The organism is Tenacibaculum litopenaei (assembly GCF_964514025.1).
GTDB classification, from domain to species: Bacteria; Bacteroidota; Bacteroidia; order Flavobacteriales; family Flavobacteriaceae; genus Polaribacter; species Polaribacter litopenaei.
In genome coordinates this window covers 789,252-807,818 of the sequence record NZ_CAZEQT010000006.1, presented here as the reverse complement: position 1 = coordinate 807,818, position 18,567 = coordinate 789,252, and the positions used below count along the sequence as shown (strand labels likewise).

General features: G+C 36.3%; 11 protein-coding genes. All 11 read left to right on the top strand.

The window, feature by feature from the left end; translation table 11 throughout:
* Positions 1–14 precede the first annotated feature (14 nt).
* The 11 genes from ACKTS5_RS12285 to ACKTS5_RS12235 all read left to right on the top strand — a co-directional run bounded on the left by ACKTS5_RS12285 (position 15) and on the right by ACKTS5_RS12235 (position 18,241).
* On the top strand, positions 15–1,025 hold the full coding sequence (locus tag ACKTS5_RS12285; protein WP_408044172.1) for a N(4)-(beta-N-acetylglucosaminyl)-L-asparaginase: 1,011 nt from the start codon (positions 15–17) through the stop codon (positions 1,023–1,025).
* 2 nt (positions 1,026–1,027) lie between these two features.
* Complete coding sequence (locus ACKTS5_RS12280; protein ID WP_408044171.1) at positions 1,028–2,341, top strand: sugar MFS transporter; 1,314 nt, start codon at positions 1,028–1,030, stop codon at positions 2,339–2,341.
* Positions 2,342–2,587: 246 nt separating this feature from the next.
* Positions 2,588–3,121 (top strand): OmpH family outer membrane protein, encoded by a 534-nt coding sequence (locus tag ACKTS5_RS12275; protein ID WP_159628342.1) that lies wholly within the window; start codon positions 2,588–2,590, stop codon positions 3,119–3,121.
* Positions 3,122–3,151: 30 nt separating this feature from the next.
* Positions 3,152–3,757, top strand: coding sequence for a hypothetical protein (locus ACKTS5_RS12270; RefSeq protein WP_408044170.1), 606 nt, complete (start codon positions 3,152–3,154; stop codon positions 3,755–3,757).
* A 40-nt stretch (positions 3,758–3,797) separates the two neighbouring features.
* The gene (locus tag ACKTS5_RS12265) at positions 3,798–9,317 is read left to right on the top strand and encodes a hypothetical protein (RefSeq protein ID WP_408044169.1); all 5,520 of its coding nucleotides are present in this window, start codon (positions 3,798–3,800) and stop codon (positions 9,315–9,317) included.
* A gap of 6 nt (positions 9,318–9,323) precedes the next feature.
* The gene (locus ACKTS5_RS12260) at positions 9,324–13,685 is read left to right on the top strand and encodes an RHS repeat domain-containing protein (protein ID WP_408044168.1); all 4,362 of its coding nucleotides are present in this window, start codon (positions 9,324–9,326) and stop codon (positions 13,683–13,685) included.
* Between the two features lie 12 nt (positions 13,686–13,697).
* Positions 13,698–14,507: a hypothetical protein gene (locus tag ACKTS5_RS12255; protein WP_408044167.1), complete on the top strand. Its 810-nt coding sequence runs from the start codon at positions 13,698–13,700 to the stop codon at positions 14,505–14,507.
* A gap of 506 nt (positions 14,508–15,013) precedes the next feature.
* Positions 15,014–15,886, top strand: a complete 873-nt coding sequence (locus ACKTS5_RS12250; RefSeq protein WP_408044166.1) for an RHS repeat domain-containing protein — start codon at positions 15,014–15,016, stop codon at positions 15,884–15,886.
* 4 nt (positions 15,887–15,890) lie between these two features.
* On the top strand, positions 15,891–16,586 hold the full coding sequence (locus ACKTS5_RS12245; protein WP_408044165.1) for a hypothetical protein: 696 nt from the start codon (positions 15,891–15,893) through the stop codon (positions 16,584–16,586).
* A gap of 197 nt (positions 16,587–16,783) precedes the next feature.
* Entirely contained in the window at positions 16,784–17,779 is a 996-nt protein-coding gene (locus tag ACKTS5_RS12240; protein WP_408044164.1) for a hypothetical protein, read from the top strand.
* A gap of 3 nt (positions 17,780–17,782) precedes the next feature.
* Positions 17,783–18,241, top strand: coding sequence for a hypothetical protein (locus tag ACKTS5_RS12235; RefSeq protein WP_408044163.1), 459 nt, complete (start codon positions 17,783–17,785; stop codon positions 18,239–18,241).
* The last annotated feature ends 326 nt before the right edge of the window (positions 18,242–18,567 follow it).

Here is an 18,567-nt window from a genome sequence, read left to right as displayed (position 1 = left end):
CTTAAGAAAAACATATGAAACGACGAAAATTTCTACAAAAGGCATCTATTTCAACACTAGGGCTGGTAACCACAGGTAATTTGGTAGCTTGTGTAAATCCTACTTCACAAAAAGAAGAGGTATTGACAACCGATACTGAAGCTTCCGTAAAACCTCTGGTAATTGCCACTTGGAATACGCCTTTGGCAGTGTCAACTGCTGCCGAAGTATTAGAAGCGGGAGGAAGCGCTTTGGATGCTGTTGAAGCTGGGTGTAAAATTGAAGAAGCTAATGAAAAAGGACAATCAGTAGGAATAGGAGGCCTGCCAGATCGAGATGGCAATGTAACCCTTGATGCTTGTATTATGAATTCGGAAGGAGATTATGGAGCGGTACTCTGTGTAAAAAATATCAAGCACGTCATTTCTGTGGCCCGAAAAGTTATGGAAAATACACCTCATGTCATGTTGGTTGGAGAAGGTGCCGAACAATTTGCTTTGAGTCAGGGGTTTCAAAAGGAAAACTTGCTTACTGAAGCCTCAAAAAAAGCCTGGGAAAAATGGAGACAAACAGCGAAATACAAACCCATTATCAATATAGAAAATCACGATACCATCGGAATGTTGGCGATCGATAAAAAGGGAAATATTTCCGGTGCTTGTACCACCAGTGGCTTAGCTTATAAAATGGCGGGAAGAGTTGGAGATTCACCAATTATTGGAGGAGGTCTATTTGTAGATAATGAAGTTGGAGGTGCTGCTGCGACAGGATTGGGAGAAGAAGTATTAAAAACAGTGGGTAGTTTCTTAATAGTCGAATTGATGCGACAGGGAAAATCGCCACAGGAAGCCTGTGAAGAAGCAATTGCCCGTATCGTTAACAAGCCAAATTCGGATTTTAAGAACTTTCAAGTTGGCTATATAGCGGTGAATAAAAAAGGTGAAACTGGAGCCTATGCGATTCACGAATGGTTCAGTTATAATCGCTATAAAAACAACGAAAATAAAAATATAAAATCAGACTTTATCCTCAATAGAAAAGCATAATTATGAGCGCACACCCAACTAACCCTACGAACACTTCATACAAAACGGCCTTTTATTTTTTAACTTCCTTATTTTTTTTATGGGGATTTATTACGGTATTGGTCGATTCATTGATTCCAAGGCTGCGAGAGCTTTTTACCCTGAGTTATTTTCAGGCAGGAATGGTTCAATTTGCCTTTTTTATGGCGTATTTTTTACTCTCCATTCCTGCGGGGCTCATCCTTTCAAAAATAGGATATAAAAAAGGAATAGTCATGGGGCTGGCCATTATGGGTATTGGGTGTTTGCTGTTTTATCCGGCTGCTGAATACCGCGAGTTTGTGATTTTCTTTATCGCGTATTTTGTGCTTGCTGCTGGGATGACGGTTTTACAAGTCGCAGCAAATCCGTATGTTGCTGTTTTAGGATCAGAGGAAGGAGCGAGCAGTCGCCTAAACCTCTCTCAGGCTTTCAATTCGCTTGGAACAGCCATTGCACCGGCAGTAGGCGCAGCATTAATTTTGAGTGATAGCGTAAAATCGACTGCTGAGATAGAAGCTTTGGACAGTGTTGCTAAAGAAGCGTACTTGGAGGCAGAGGCCAGTGCTGTGCAAAGTCCTTTTGTAGCCATTGCCGCTTTTATAGCCTTATTGGCATTGGTCTTTGTATTTGTGAAATTACCCAAACTACTTGAAAAAGTTCCTTCGGGAAACTACGGACAGCTGTTTCAAAATAAAAACTTGGTATTGGGGGCCTTCGGAATTTTTGTCTATGTAGGCGCTGAGGTTGCGATAGGGAGCTATTTAACCAATTACTTTATCGATATGAAATTGTATACTCAGATACGCGAAACGGGTTGGCTGCGAAGTATATCAGAGAGCTTTCTACAAACAAAACTCGAATTGGTTGATGTAAAGGCCATTGTAGGTACTTTTGTGACTTTTTACTGGTCGGGGGCTATGCTTGGGCGCTTTGTAGGGGCATATTTGACCAAGGTCTTTAAACCTGCAAAGGTATTAATGACCTTTGCATTAGTAGCTGTGGTGATGATTTTGTTGAGTATTTCCAATACAGGAGTTTTTGCTATGTGGACCATTTTGGCGGTAGGATTATTTAATTCTATTATGTTTCCTACTATTTTTACCTTGTCAATTCGTGGGCTTGACGACCTAAAGCCTGCGGCTTCGGGCTTGTTGTGTACTATGATTGTGGGGGGAGCTATCATTCCACCGCTATTCGGACTCGGTACGGATTATTTTGGATTTCAAACAGCTTTTATTCTCGTATTGGTGTGCTATGGTTATATAGCTTGGTACGCTAAAAGACAAGCAGTGTAAAATAGGTGGAAATCGTTCTTGGGAGCGTAATAAAGTGTTGCGATAGATAGACTTGTTGGTTGTAAAATGCAGGTGATGTGCCGGCTTTTTCCGTTCAATTTCGCTATTTTTTTTCAGAAGCTGTTTTTTTGAATTGAACAGCTGTATTTTTGAACTCAATAAAATCAATGCATCCGGTAAAATGGATAGATTTGTACTTGATTTGAAAAAGAAGAAGGAGTAACATCCTAAATTGAGAACTATACTATGAAAAATGTAACACTACCATTAGCGGCACTTGCCGTGGTGATTTCTATGGTCACCTTATTCTATTCCCAATCATCATCCGAGCTCGTTTATGTGGATGTCAATAAATTAATTGACGGCTACAAACGCACAAAAGTGGTTCGCGCAGAGTTTGAGAAAAAAGCGAAGATTTTGAAGTCTAATGTCGACAGTTTGGTAACGGATTGGCAGAAGGAATTAAAATTGTATGAAAAAGAGCGCGCTAATTTTACCAAAAAGGAGTTAGAACTCAAACAGCAGTTGTTAGCAAATAAGCAACAACAAATAAACAACTACCAGCAATCTATTCAGCGTAAAATTCAAGAAAGCGACAAGAAAGCTACTCAAACAGTTGTTAATGATATCAATGACTACATCAAAGAGTTTGGTGCCGAAAAGGGGTATCAAATTATTTTTGGAGCTAGTGGAGGAGGAAACATTATGTATGCCTCTAAAGGAGCAGATCTTACCGAAGAAGTCTTGAAAGGATTAAACGCGGAATTTTCAGGGAAGTAATTTACGAACTACATATAAAATTGCATTGCTATGAAGCAACTAGGAGCATTTTTGATGCTTTTAGTAGTGTTGGTTGGTTGTACATCAAAATCATTTGACACGAAAGAAGCTATGCTGGAGTATCTCAGAGATCCTGAGAATCACTATCTCCAGCAAAAAAAAGTGAATGGTTATGAGTTTTCATTGCTCTATAAGCCTACTGATTTATTGGTGAATCAGGAATTGAGTGCCTCTGCCACAGAAGATGAAATTCGTCAGCTGCGAAGTAAGTACGGAGCATTTTTGTATTTCGCTTTGTCTATTAGTAAAAACGATCAAGAACTGTTAAGTACGACCCCGAAAAACAGGCAGGAGTTTGGTGCTATGGTCAATCGTTTAGCTTTCGGAATGGGGAGTAAAGTACACTTACTAACTTCTAAAAAGGACACGATTCCTCTTTTGGATTACGTATATCCCAGAATGTATGGGATGAGCAGAAGTACGTCCATGCTTTTTGTGTACCCTAGAGACAAAAAGATAAAGGATTCAGAGTCGCTTACGATTACTATTGGTGATTTAGGGACCTATACGGGGGAAGTGAAATTTAAGATTGCTACAAAAACTATTAAAAACGAACCTACAATAACTTTTCAATAACAAACAGCCCAGTTTTGCTGGGGGTTGAATTTGTACGATTATGATTAAGAACAAACAAGCTAGAAAAACAATTGCTGTTTTTCTATTACTGAACTTTTTAAGTTCTATGTTTCCGTACTCGGTTTTGTACGCGAACAACAACGGGCCCAATGCGCCGGAGGCATCTGGTTTTGAGCCTGTAAATGCAACAGATATGGTGAATTTGTCATCAGGAGATATGGCATATGTATTACCGTTATTAGAGGTTGATGGATTTCCCGTCAGTTTATCGTATCACGCTGGAGTTCCCATGGAAATGGATGCCTCATGGGTAGGGTTAGGATGGAATATCAATACGGGTGCGATATCCCGAGGAGTAGTATCAACACCAGATGATTGGAAGATGGGTAGAAGTATGAAATTTACCTATTATTACTATGAAGCTGAAACCTACACTATTAATGTGGGAGTGGGATTTGGAAAGGCAGCAGGAGTTGGTGTGGGATTGTCTTGGGGATCCAACAAGTCCCTGTCAGGATCGGTATCAGCCTCAATAGGTCCTATTTCTGCGTCTATAGATACCGATGGAAATTACAGTGTAGGATTGAACTCTAATGTTATCGGAGAAAGTCTTGGGTTTAAGGATGTTTTTGGAAAGCCTGAGTCAGGCGGGAAAGGTACATCTTTTGGAGGAAGTTTATCGGTAAGCGGAAATACCAGTGGCGGAGGATTAACGGCAGGAGCTTCTGCAGGGATTACTTCGAATGGATTAACCGCAGGTATGGGAGTTTCCATTTCGAATAGTGGTGTTGGCGTTGGCTATTCTATCGGAAAAGGCAATTCTAATACAGGTACTAGTAAGAGGAGTTCTGGTATGGGAGGAAGTATTGGAAGTTTTAGTGCAGGAGATTTAAGCATCGCTTCAAGTGGATTTTATTTGCCAATTACTATCGGTATTTTCAGCTTTGGTTTTGGCTATCAAAAACAGAAAATATCGTATAAGAAAGGTTTAAATAGATACGGTTTTGGTAGTTTGTATCAGAGTAAGGATGCTCAGTTTGATGTGTTTGAAACCAATTTAGGAGAGTCAAGAGATAATAACAATTACTACGGTCAATTATTGGATCATCAAAGAAGGAATTTTTATGGAGATATTTATGATCAAGAGTTACCCAGATCAGAATTAGAGTTTATTAAAGACTACCGTACAGCAGTAGAAAAAGTAAACTTTACGTTTGCAGGCTACGATAACTATGGAGTGAATGCTAGTGGAATTACGGGAAGTTTGGCCCCTGTAGTAGCTGAAAACAATGTGTTAATTGGTGAAGGGTTTGAAGGAGCCAATTCAGAAAGAGATACTCATAGAACCAAAATGAAGGTTTTTTATCACAATGCAGTGGTTGGAGGAAATTCCACCTTAGCAGCTTCAAAGGCCATTGATAAAGGAAATTTAAATTTTGCATTTAAAGGACATATCTCCAATATTGTGAATACTTCGGGTTACCTAAATAATCCTTCAAAGACACATGGATTAACATTAGCAGATTTTGCAGCAAAAGGAAGTACCTTAAATGAAAAACTTAAAACGGGAAGTTTTGTTGAGGTTTTTACAAACAAACAGTTAGATCAAAGTTCAAATGGACTATTATTAACTACAAAATTGTACAATAAGGGACAAGCGGTTTTAAAAAGAACTGCGGATTTAGGGTATGAGCCCAATGGTATTGGCGGATATAAGATTACAGCTCCGGATGGTAAGACATATCACTTTGCCCAACCAGTATATCAATATGAAAAAATAGAACACAGTTATATTAATGTTGGTGAAGACGCAATTAATCCAAGTAGTTTAAACTCTACAGCAAAAAGAAGTGCAACGCCTTATGCAACGCATTGGTTATTAACAGCGATTACCGGACCTGATTTTATAGATAATGGGAACAATTTTCCTGATAGAGGTGACTTAGGGTATTGGGTGCGACTAGATCATGGTCAATGGTCAAATGCCTATGCTTGGAGAACGCCATATGCTGGTACGGGATTACCAGATTTGACTAACCAAGTAAATAGTATTACGGTTCCGAGAAAGTACCGTTCATATGCTACCCACAAGGAAGAGAATATTGATAAGGCGGACGCAGGTCATTTTATGCAAGGAAGAAAAGATTTGTATTATTTGGATAAAATTGTGACGAGAAATCAAATCGCTTATTTTGTTAAAGACCTCAGAAAAGATGGATTAGGGACAGATTTAGATTACGTATTTACAGATGCCGAAAACGATAAAGTCCGTCAAGAGATATTACCCATGCTGAATACTGGGATTTTAGGATTTTTTATGAAGCAAGGAGATTTAGATAAAATTAAGATTGATCACAATGTAAAAGGAACATTTGCGAATGAAACGGTCTATGGACAGGAAAGAGCCAAGTATGAAAAGGAATACTTACTAAAATTAAATCAGATAATCATTGCTAAAAATACAGGAGACAATGGTATTAAAGAAGATACGGGGACTAGCTTAGCTGGTATTTCACCTCGATCTTTATCAGGAGATAGGTACCGTCATTTGGGGTATTTTAATAGGTTTTTGCCTGTGGCAAGTCAAACTCATAGTTTACATCAGGTAAAAAATGTATTAGATGTTAATGATGTGAAAAATTACGATTACAGCAAGGCACTGAAAGTAATAAAATTTGAGCATGATTATTCCTTAGCAAAGAACAGTCCTAATTCATCAGCCACCACAAAAGGAAGGTTGACCCTAAACAAATTGAAATTTTACGGACGAGGCACTGTCGCTGGGGCCAAGGAGAATCAACTTTTTGATTATATGCCTCCTTATGAATTTTCGTATAAAGTAAAAAATGACAGTAAAAATAAGGAAGTTGTATTTTCTAGGAATGACATTCCTAGCAGTACAAATGAAGAGCTTAAAAGAAATAAGATTGATAGTTGGGGATTCATTGAAGGGACTGATATCGATGGTAATACTTTGGCCGACACTTGGAGTTTAAATAAGATCAAAACCCCTGAAGGGAGTGAAATAGCTATTGATTACGAGGAAGATGATTTCTATGTTGAAGCTTTCTCGAGAAGGTATTGGGATAACAATCTGAAGTTTCTAGTGAAAAAACAAGCTGGCAGTGACGACTTGATTTTAGAGGTCTATAATGACAATAATAAAGAACAAATCGATTTCACCCACTATTTCAGAAAGAATGAAATGGCCTTTCTCGATTTCTGGATGTCCTTGGGAGACCGTCCGTGGCTCCTGAGTTGTTATTGCTCTCATTCTACTGTGGTTAACTTGGATATTAAAGCTAATGAATTTGAGGTAGTGGATGTATTACCTAACAAGGTGTCTTTAAAAATAGACAAAAGTAAATACAGGTACTGGCATTGGAATCCGGGAGCAACATCGTTTCGAAAAATTGTAAATGTACCAAGTTTTATTTCCAAAGCTCACGAACTATCTGGTTTTTCTCAATACAAACATCAAAAAGTTGATTTACCAAGAGGAACCCAAGTTGCATTGGGCGCTAAAGATGAAGCTAAATTTAGTTTATTGTTTAAGCTTCTTGCCAACAGAGCACCTCAAGGTAAAAGTGGTGGAGGACTAAAAGTAACAAAGATTACAGTGAAAGATGATGCAGGAGCCAAATTTGAGACGACTTATGATTATAGAAAACCAGATAAGAAAAATGGTGGATTCTTAAATCAATCCTCTGGAATTACTTCGTTCTTTCCGGTTTATGGAACCACTTTTGTACCGTATCAAAACGAGTTGCCAGGTCCTGGTGTTATGTATGAATGGGTAACGATGAAAGCTAGAGGGTATGATGCTTCAGGGAAGGAATTACCTGCGGAAAGCACTCGTTACCATTACTATACTTTGCAACCGAATTTTGCCATTTTTGATCCGAATTTCACAATGACTGACAATGATGGAGAAGTGCTGTTTAAAGCTACTGTAAAAAATGCAGCCATTGACAAGGCGGGCGTAAAAGCTAAAGATATTCACTTAGAAAAAAATCTCGGTAAAATTGGTCAGTTAATTTCTATCGAAAAGTTTAACTCGAAAGGACATTTAATGAATAAAACAACCAATAGCTACATCCAAAAACAAGGTCAACTCAAAGAAGTGTTTACCTCAATGAAGTCAATATACAAGTATCATTACAATAAGGATAACGAGTTTGTTGATATACAGTTAAAGGGAAGAGCTTTATCTAAGTCTTCGAAGACAGAAAAAGAGCAAGTGTTGAACAAAATTACAACAATTACTCCGTATGGATCATCTAGTATTTCCTATTCGAACCCAGATCCTTATCTAGGAAGTTTTAGAACTACTGTGAAAAAAATGGCTGATGGAACGGAGGTTAAAGAAACAAAAGTGCCTGCCTATAGTGTTTATCATCAAATGGGGTCTAAATCTGTAAATCTCGCAAACAAAAATATGCTCACTCAGGAGGCCATGCATACAACGGCAGTCAAAGTAAAGGAAGGAGAATCGTCGACGTGGAGAACAACCCAAGCTAAGGTAACTACTTGGAATAAGGATTGGACGTACAGAGATGAAAATGGAGTAGAATCTCGTCCGAGTTCTTCGAGTGCTCAAATTTGGAGAAAGCATAAAAACTACATCTGGAAAGGTAGCTTAGATGCTCTTGGAACCTACGGAAGAGAACTGAGCAGTGTCGATTTTAGCTGGGGATTAGGTCAGCCTCAATCGAATAAGGAATGGCAAAGTGTTTCTGAAATAACGAGGTATACCCCTTATTCCTTACCTGTTGAAACAAAGGATATCAACGGTAATTACGCTTCGACCAAAATGGCTGCTAATTTTAGCGATGTTATAGCTACTGGGAATGCAAAGCAAACGGAATTGTATTATTCTGGGTTGGAGTATACTTCGGGGAATGCTATACTGAAATCAGAGGATGAGTTTACTTTTGAAAATACATCTGTTACAACAACGAGTCATACCGGAAAGAAGGCTGCTGTTGTGACTGCCAACTCGAAGGCGTTTAAGCTTCAATTTGATACACGTGACAATTCAGTTTTGACCGGTAAAAAGATGCGTCCTGGTACTTATAAAGTGTCTCATTGGTTGTTCACACCGAGTACTTCTGGAAGTGGAGCAACGGCCAATAAAACAACAGTGCGTTTAAAATTTGGAACTCAATTTATTTTACCTACTACTACCGTAAAGGCAGGAGACTGGACATTAATGAATTACGCAGTTAACGTGCCTGATAATTCAACATTAACCATGTATTTGACCAATGAAGGATTGAGTACCTCTGGAATAGTCGATGATTTTAGAGTGCATCCTATTGCATCTACGATGAACGCTTATGTCTATGACAAGGTAACGAATGAATTGCGTTATATTTTAAATGAAAACAATCTGGCTTCGGAGTTTCGTTATGATGGGGCAGGAAGGTTGTGTAAAGCCTATACAGAAGTTGTTGATCAAGGATCTAATAAAGGTGGATTTAAATTGGTTAGCACATATAGGTATAATTATAAAAATCAAACAAATAACGCTGCTAATTGCGGGTGTTGTAATGATTAAAAGCATATGAAAAAGCAACTAATACATCAAATCTTTGTATTCCTATTAATTTTAGTAGGAATACAAGGTTACGGGCAAACCGTAACAAAATCACGTACGCTCAATAAACCAATCACTGTGAGTACAACAGTTGAAGCAACAGAAGAAATATCGATGTTGCCAGGCTTTTATGTGAATGGTTCAAGAACGCCTTTTATGGCGAGAATTGTTAAGAGTTCTGAAGGAAGCATTGTAAAAGGGAGCCCCTATAACGGTAATGAGTATCTGAATTGGGTGGCGAGTACATCATATGATTTTTCTGGAAACATGACCTCGTCTGGTGTTTCTTATTTTAATAGTTTAGGGAAGAGTACACAAAGTCATGCCTTAGATATAAAAACAGGACAAATTTGGGTCAATGAGACTCGATATGACGCTTTTGATAGGCCTGTGTTTTCGACCTTGTCAGCCCCTGTAGGAACAGCGTATGGCTACAAGGGAAATTTTGTACAAACGAACTCAGGGAGTGTTGTGTCCAAAGCTGATATTGAAAATATAAAAGACAATGCGGCTGTTTCAATTATAGGAAAACAGGAAAATACTTTAGGTTGGTATTACAGTGATAGAAACACAAGGGAGCCTTATCAAGATATTACTGATTATCCATTTTCAAAAGCTATTTATAGTTCCTTGACCCCAGGTTCGGTATTAAAAGTTTTGGGAGGAAATAAGGTGAAGAAAACAGCATCGGCTTCTCCTGAATGGATTCAGTCGTACAGTTTTAGAATGCCAATGACTCAAGAGGTATTTTATGAATTTGGAAAAGAGTATTTTCCAGAACGTCCTGTAGCTGCAAACCCGCTTCCTACAGGAAAACCTTATCGTGACCCAACTAATAGTAATACGAGTTATAGATATACCTTACAAAAGGCTTGTTCGGAACGAGAAGCGGAATATTTCGGTATTGATCGTGGTATAGTATTGGAGGTAGGTAAGGTGTATTATATGTCCGTTCCTAAAAGGGTATCTTCTACATTTCCCTATTATAAGGCTGAAAAAGGGTATTTCCGAGTATTGAGTCAGGAAGGCGAGGATACTAGTGAAGTAGAAAGTGGTGGAGGTACGTCAGGAAACCTCGATTTTACTAAAATTAAACCTAAGGCAACAGTATTGGATTATGACTATGCCTATGAATGTCCTTTAGGTAGGCCTTTCTATATTAAAGGAGAAAAAACAGTGGTAAGAGATGTGCACGGTGTTGAATCAGTGGTGTTCAAAGACGGGAACGGTAATGTAATTGCGGCCGCTCGCAGTGGTAATGAAGACGATCCTAATCGAGCAAAAAGACCAGTAATTTCAGCTGTTGGAAAACAAGGTTTTGTAGACTTTCACATTCCGGTAGGTTGTGGAGGTAAAGTATCGATTATCGGACTGACAGGAAAGAGTGTCAGTTATAAAATTTATGATCTTATTACAGAAGCGGTGGTTGTTGCAGGTACTAGTAGAAGTATTAATTTAGCATCCGGAATGTACCGATTGTCCTTAGAGGGGCAGGTTAGTTACAATCCGTTATTCCCCTATGCGACATTTACTGGGGCAAACAAAGAAAACTTGGCACTGTTAGACCCTAAAAATACACTGGCAATAGCGTACCATGTAAACTATTATGATTATTCGTTAAATTATTACGACAAGGCAAATAGGTTGATTAAATCAACCCAACCCTTGAGTAAAAATCTTGCAACTACTTTCAACTACAATAGTTTAGGGCAGTTGTTAAGTACTTCAAGTCCTGATGAGGGGGAATCGCAGTTTAAATATCGCAAAGATGGGCAAATCCGTTTTTCTCAAAATTCAAAACAAAAAGCGAATAACGAATTTTCTTATACAAATTACGACGTTTTGGGACGTCCTGTTGAAAGTGGGGTAGCCTCCGGTGATTTCAATAGTTTAAATCCGGATGTGTTATCTTTTGCAGGGAGCCGAAAAGAACAAAATTTTACAGTTTATGATAAGGCAGATCCTGAATTGAAAACTATTTTAAGTTCGGCTGAGTACGGATTGAATGCAGAAAAGTATAAACAAACATTCGTAGCTGGAAGTGTCTCGAAAACTTATACGCAAAACCCGAACACTTCGACAACCTGGTACGGGTATGATATTTACGGTAGAGTAAAATGGATGATTCAGAAAATAGCAGGGCTTCCGAGGGTGAAAAGTATTGATTATGAGTATGATTTTGCCAAGGGACAGGTAACAAAGGTTACCTATCAAAAATACCACAAACCACAACGTGATGTAATTTCAGAATATTTTGAACATCAATATACCTATGATGTCACGGGGCAATTAGTCAAAGTAGCTACTTCAACTGATGGAATAAAATACACGGAGCAAGCGAAGTACCACTATTATGAAACAGGAGCTTTAAAGCGCGTTGAAGTAGCTGAAAATGTTCAGGGAATTGATTATATTTACAACATGAATGGTCAGCTAAAAGCAATCAACCACCCATCGCGTGACAGTAATTTAGATCCAGGGAAAGATGGATTGAATGGGATGCCTAAGGATTTGTTTGGTTTTGCAATAGATTACTATAACGGTGATTATTTGCGAGGGAATACCCCAACGCCGGTTACCAGTACTAGCGATTTTTATGGAAAGAATCAATTTAACGGAAACATCAAGGCTACGCGTTGGTCATCGCAGTTGATAGCAAACGGAAGTCAGGCAGCTCAGGTATTTTCGTACAATAAGAATAATTGGCTTCTAGAAGCGAATTTTGGTTCGGCTAGTAATTCAGGTGCAATTACGGCGAACATAAATCAAGAATACAGAGTCTATGGTTTGAGTTATGACGCTAATGGAAATCTAAAAACCTTGAATAGAAATATGCAAGGAGCAAAGAATTCCAATGCTATGGATCGCTTGAGTTATAAGTATTATAACGGGGTTTCCAATAGGTTGGAATATGTAGACGACGTGAAGTACGCGGGTGTAGGAGATATAAAAGATCAGAATTCAGGGAATTACGTTTATAATAGTATTGGTCAACTGATAGAAAATAAGGCTGATGGTGTAAAGTACGAATACACAGCCTCTGGTTTAGTCAGTAAGGTATTTGCCCAGAACAAGTTAAAAGTTGTTTTTTTCTATAATGACCGCGGCCATCGTGTAAAGAAGATCAGCTACAATACGAATACTGGAGCTATTGAAAAGCAAACAGTATATGTAATGGATGCCAGTGGTTCGAGTATGGCAATAATTACTCCAGCAATTGGAATAGTAACAAAAGAACGCGTAGAGCAGCCGATATACGGGGCTTCTCGATTAGGCGTGTATTTTCCACAAAACGGCAGTTCAGTATACCAGTTGTCGGATCACTTAGGCAATGTGAGGGCAACGGTACTAAAAGCGAAAGATGGCTCAGTACTCACTGCAGAATCCAGTGCAACAGATTACTACCCCTTTGGTATGCCAATGCCTAACCGCCAGATTATAAACGGAGAACCATATCGTTATTCTTATCAAGGACAAGAAAAAGACCCTGAAACTGGTAAAGAAGCATTTCAACTTCGATTATGGGATGGAAGAATTGGAAGGTGGTTGAGTCCTGACCCAATGGGTATACATCATACACCTTATCAGGGGATGGCAAATAACCCAATAATATTTGTAGACCCAGACGGAGGCTATCCAACCCCTTATGAAGCAGCTGTTTTAGCGGCTCATGTATATGGAGGCACTAATATAAGTTTAGTTGGGGGGTGGAAGTTGTCTAAAAAAATAGATTTTAATAGAAATAGTAAATCTGGATTAAAAGGTAATTTATATGAGAGAAAATTAAAAAATGGGAGAACAGAATATGCTTATGTGTTTGCTGGAACAGAAGACGGTGATGATTGGGATGATAATATTAAGCAAGCATTAGGAAACTCAGAGCAATATTCGCAAGCTATGGAAGTATCAAATGCTTTATCTGTTTTTTATAAACAGAAAGAGTTAACTTTTGTAGGACACTCATTGGGAGGTGGTTTAGCAAATTATTCTTCATTAGCTACAAATAGATCCTCTATAACTTTTAATCCAGCATGGGTGTCTAAAGCTTCTGTAAAAAAAATAAATAAAGCCGGAAATCGTGCAGGGATTCAAAGAAATAACTACATTCATGAAAGTGATCCTCTTCATATTTTCCAAAATGCTTCTCCTGCAGTAGATTTATTGTTCAAAAAAATAGGAAATGATCATTTTGTAAATGGAGGCTGGTTTTCTAATATCATAACAGGTCATTTTATAGGCACTATGATAAATAGGCTAGAGAAAAATGGGAATAACTATACGAAAATTCCTTATAAAGAGGTTATGGGGCGTCGTCCAAGTCATTATTAAACATTCTAAATTATGATATTAAGAGTTATTTCTTGTTTAGTGATTATTACTTTATATTCTTGTAAATATGAAAAACCAGCATTTCGGTACTCTAATTACAACAATACTCCAGTAGAAAATATTGTAAAGGCAATAAAAAAAGAAGAAATATCAACTATAAGGAGAGAAGTAAAAAAAGGAGTCAATATAAATTTTAAAGATAAGAAGTATGACTTACCTCTTTTATCATTGGCCATTATTAAAGATAAAAAGAAATCTTTTTTAGAACTTTTAAAGTTAAAAGCTAACCCTAATGTTCAAGATAAAGATTGTGAACCACCTTTGATATTAGCCATAAGATATAATCAAGATTGCAATTTATTTTACATTAAAAATCTCCTAAAGTATGGGGCAAACGTTACTCCTGAACTTTTCAAAAGATGTAATTATTTTACTCATGACCCAATTATAGAAACAATTCTTCATTACAATGATGAGAATAGAATAAAGTGTGGTATAAGTATTTTGAATTTACTTATAGAAAAAACAAATAGTGCGAGGGTGTTGTTAAGTTACAATAATTCAAGTGATTATAGGGCTGGTGTGGTCTTTAACTGTCTTTCAACAAATAATCTTTATGCTTTAAAATATTTGATAGTTGATTTAGGTTATAGTTTTCCTGATAAAATATTTATTGATGGTACAGTACTATTAAATCATCATGGTTTTTATACTTTAGAATATATTTTGAATAATAAACAATTTGTATTCGAGAACTCTAAGAAAAAAGAGCAAACAAAAAATGAAATATTAAATTTTCTAAAAAAAAATAAGGCAGTGTAGTAAATCGTATTTGGCACTCTCTATTTAAAACCACGACAAAAGGGGACTAACATTGAAATATTTAGTCACAACAAGGGGTTGGTCAAGTGTTGATTTCTCAGTATTATAAAATACTATAGGGGTATTCATTTTTTGAATATCCCTATTTTTCTTAAGAAGCAATAAGATCTGTAAGGTTATCTTTTTCTTAGCCATAGTCATGTCAATAAGTTTTATTTCGTTATTATTTTCATCCTTACTCGTTTGTAACGAGTACTGTTAACGATATGAATAAAAATATGCTGAGAAGTACAGTTTGTTATGTTTAATGTGTCAGTAAGTCAACAGCTCGTGCACTAATAACTAATAAGAAATAGCAACCTCCACACCAATGTTTTCGTCCCTGGTATGAGTACTTCCTTCAAACAGCAAAAAATATAAAAACTACTTTACATTAAATTGTGAGGTAGTTTTTTTATGTAGTTTGCAGGCAAAAACAAGCTGAAAATCCGTATTTTTGAGTTGCTATGAAACTTGATATGCCCGCACACCATTCTAGAAAATTTGAAAGATGTTTTTGTTCTTATCAAAGGCCCAATAGGTTGTTTTTTACTAAGAAAATACATAAATGCACTTACCAAGAATGTGAAAAAGTTAAAGAAACTGGAAAGGAAGCGTTTCAATTACGTTTATGGGATGCTCGAATTGGGAGGTGGTTAAGCCCTGATCCAGCTGGTAAAGGAGACTCTCCTTACACAGGTATGTATAATAATCCTCTGAAATATATAGATCCAGATGGAGCAGATACATTGAATGTATATAGGTCTAAATTATTAAGCTTAAGAGGTGTTAAAGATAGTTATGGTACTACAACTACATACGGTGCCTATAGATTAAATTTTACGATAATTAAAAATGGTAAAAGATTTAAGCAAAAATTAGTTTTGTATATGTATACTAATCACGACTACGAAAATTTAGGATTGAACGGGTTAAATCATAAGAAAGTTTTTAAAGCTCGTTTTAAACAAATGGGTGATCATGAAAACGAAAAAGGATGGGAGAAGACAATTAATATTATGAACTTGATCAATAACCCTGAAAACTCTTTTATTTACTTACACCCTGGAGACCCTCTCTGGAATTCGGGATGTAAAGCAGTATGCCGAGAAGATAATGTGCCTTTTGGACCAGGTAAATATGATGAAACGTTTAAAGCTACTCAAGAAGGTTTGCAAGATATTAGAAACTTATATAACACTACAGATAGACAGGGGTTCTTTTTTAATTCTGGATTTAATATGCCCGTAAGTCCAATTCCGAAACCATCTTCTCAAGCTATTAGAAAGGGATGGGTTAGTTTTGAGGCGACTCCTACATTATCATTTCCAAAAGATTAGTAATATGAAGAAAAAATTGGTTTTAATTTTTTGTTTTTCATTCGGTAATTTGTTAGGTCAGAATAAAATTGATTTTGATAAGCATATTGAATCCATAGAAAAAGAAGTTTTTATTTCAGAAATTTTGAAAGGTGAGAAAAATGTGAATAAAAGAAGTGTTGACTATGCTTTGCAATACCTTAGAAAAAATGGAATAAAAAAAAAATATATAACGGATAGAAGACTTTTAAGAAAAATAGATTTAATTGAATGTAAAGATTCGTCACATATTTATTTTTCTGAGAAATTAGATGTTAATTTAAATATAGATGTAAAAATCTATTTTAAAAAGCTCGATTCAGAAGAGCAGAGCTCAATAGGTGATAAGCAGGATACCTTATACTATGGACTTCCGGTGTTAGCAATAGATTGTATAAAAATTGAATTTAATGGAAAAAGTATTAAAATTCCAAAAATAGTATATAAGAAATTTTTTGAAGTTTCGCAATGTAAGAGTGTTTTGTTTTATCAACCTATTGAAGTTTATAGTTCTAATGATGGAGAATATATATTTATTTATATACGAGGAGGAAGTGCAGCGGGTTCTTATTTCGCTAAACTTATTTTCAATCAAAAAAGTTATATTACGGAAATAGTGGCGTCTTATAGAAATCTTCGCGAATGGGGGGCATTCAGAAATAGAAACTTTTTAGGTTTTTAATATTACCTCCGATATCGTAAGAATGAGCGAAAAAGAGTAGTGCTACCGCACGAATCCTTTCGTGTGGCGAGTAGGAGTATGCAAAACAATAATAAATATCAAAGCTACCTTACATTCATTTGTGAGGTAGTTTTTTTATGCAGTTTACAGGCAAAAACAAGCTAAAAATCCCTGAAAATTCGTATTTTTAAGCTGCTATGAAAATTGCTATGCCCGCACAAAATTTTAGAAAATTTGGAAGATGTTTCTATTCTTATCAAAAACCAAATAGGTTCTTTTTTACTAAGAAAATAGATAAATGCACTTACCAAGTACGTGAAAAAGACCCTGAAACAGGGAAGGAAGCTTTTCAGTTACGATTATGGGATGCTAGGATTGGTAGGTGCTTGACTACTGACCCGTATGGGCAATTTTCTTCACCTTATTTAGGAATGGGGAATAATCCAATGAATGGTGTTGACCCTGATGGAGGACTATTTTTAGTTGATGATTGGTTGATAGGTGGTTTTAAAGGATTGTTTAATGGAGAAGGGTTTTTGAAAAGTGCAAACAGACATTTCAATAATTCTGCAAAAATATGGGGTGGGTTATTTACTTCGGATAAAAACAAAAGTACCATTGGACAAATAGGAAAGGTGGTTTCTAGAAATACATATCAACTACCTCAAACTGTTGTAGGTTTTTTATCATCACATTTAACTAATATGTTTGATAGGGTTGACAATGTTGGTTATGCTGCTGGTGCAACTGTCCTTAGTGTAGGTAAATCAAGTGATACACCATATGGGTATTGGGGAGTTACATTAGGAACTTACATTTTAGGTAGTACTGGAGATATTGCTGCCGATAGAAATAATAGTTTGTTTAGACACGAATATGGTCATTATATTCAAAGTCAGAAGTTAGGATGGGCGTATTTTCCAGTCATAGGAATACCTAGTGCTTTAAATGAAATGGGGGTGTTTGGGGGTGAGGAAATTGACGGGTTCTATATTGAAACATGGGCAGATAAACTTTCAGATGAATATTTTGGTAATTCTAATAGTACTTCGTCTATTGAGTTTCAATTAATAGAGAATAGTAAAATGTTTAAAATGAATATTCCAACTATTCGTCCATTATCATCTGAAATTAGAAAATCAAGAGCTAAAAAAAATATGCACCTAAAGATGCATACGAATTTTAAATATTAATATATGACTTTGCTGGATTCAAGGAGTTTTTTTTACGGAGGATTTATCTTATTGTTTTTTTTTATTTCATGCAGCAGGGGTACTTCTGTCATTATAAGAAATTATAATAATTATGCCATAACAATAAATATTTCATTAAACTTTAAGAATGAAAAAATCACAAAAAAGTTAGTTTCATTAATAACAGATAGAATTATAGAAAATGAAGATTTTGATGTTGAAAAATTATTTTTTTTACAAGAGTATAGCCATAAAAATAAAAATATCAGTATTAAAATACCTCCTAAATCAACTATCTTTTTGAACAGTAAAAGAATCTTAACTTCAATAAAATTTAGATATGATGATAAAGTTTTTGAAGAAATTGTTAAAGGGAGTTTTTGTATGGAAGGATCTAAAACTTATTATTATAATTTGATGCCCTCCGTCCCAGATGCCGCGAGAATGAGCGATAAAGAGTGAGGCTACCCCTGATGCCGCAAGAATGAGCGATAAAGACTAGTGCTACCACATGAATCTTTTCGTGTGGCGAGTACGAGTAAGAAAACAATAAATATAAAGCTACTTTACATTAATTTGTGAGGTAGTTTTTTTACGCAGTTCGTAGAAAAAAACAGGTCAAGTTTCTTTAAAAATCCGTATTTTTGAGTTGCTATGAAACTTGCTATGCCCGCACACCATTTTAAAAAATTTGAAAGATGTTTCTATTCTTATCAAAGGCCCAATAGGTTGTTTTTTACTAAGAAAATAGATAAATGCACTTACCAAGAACGTGAAAAAGACCCTGA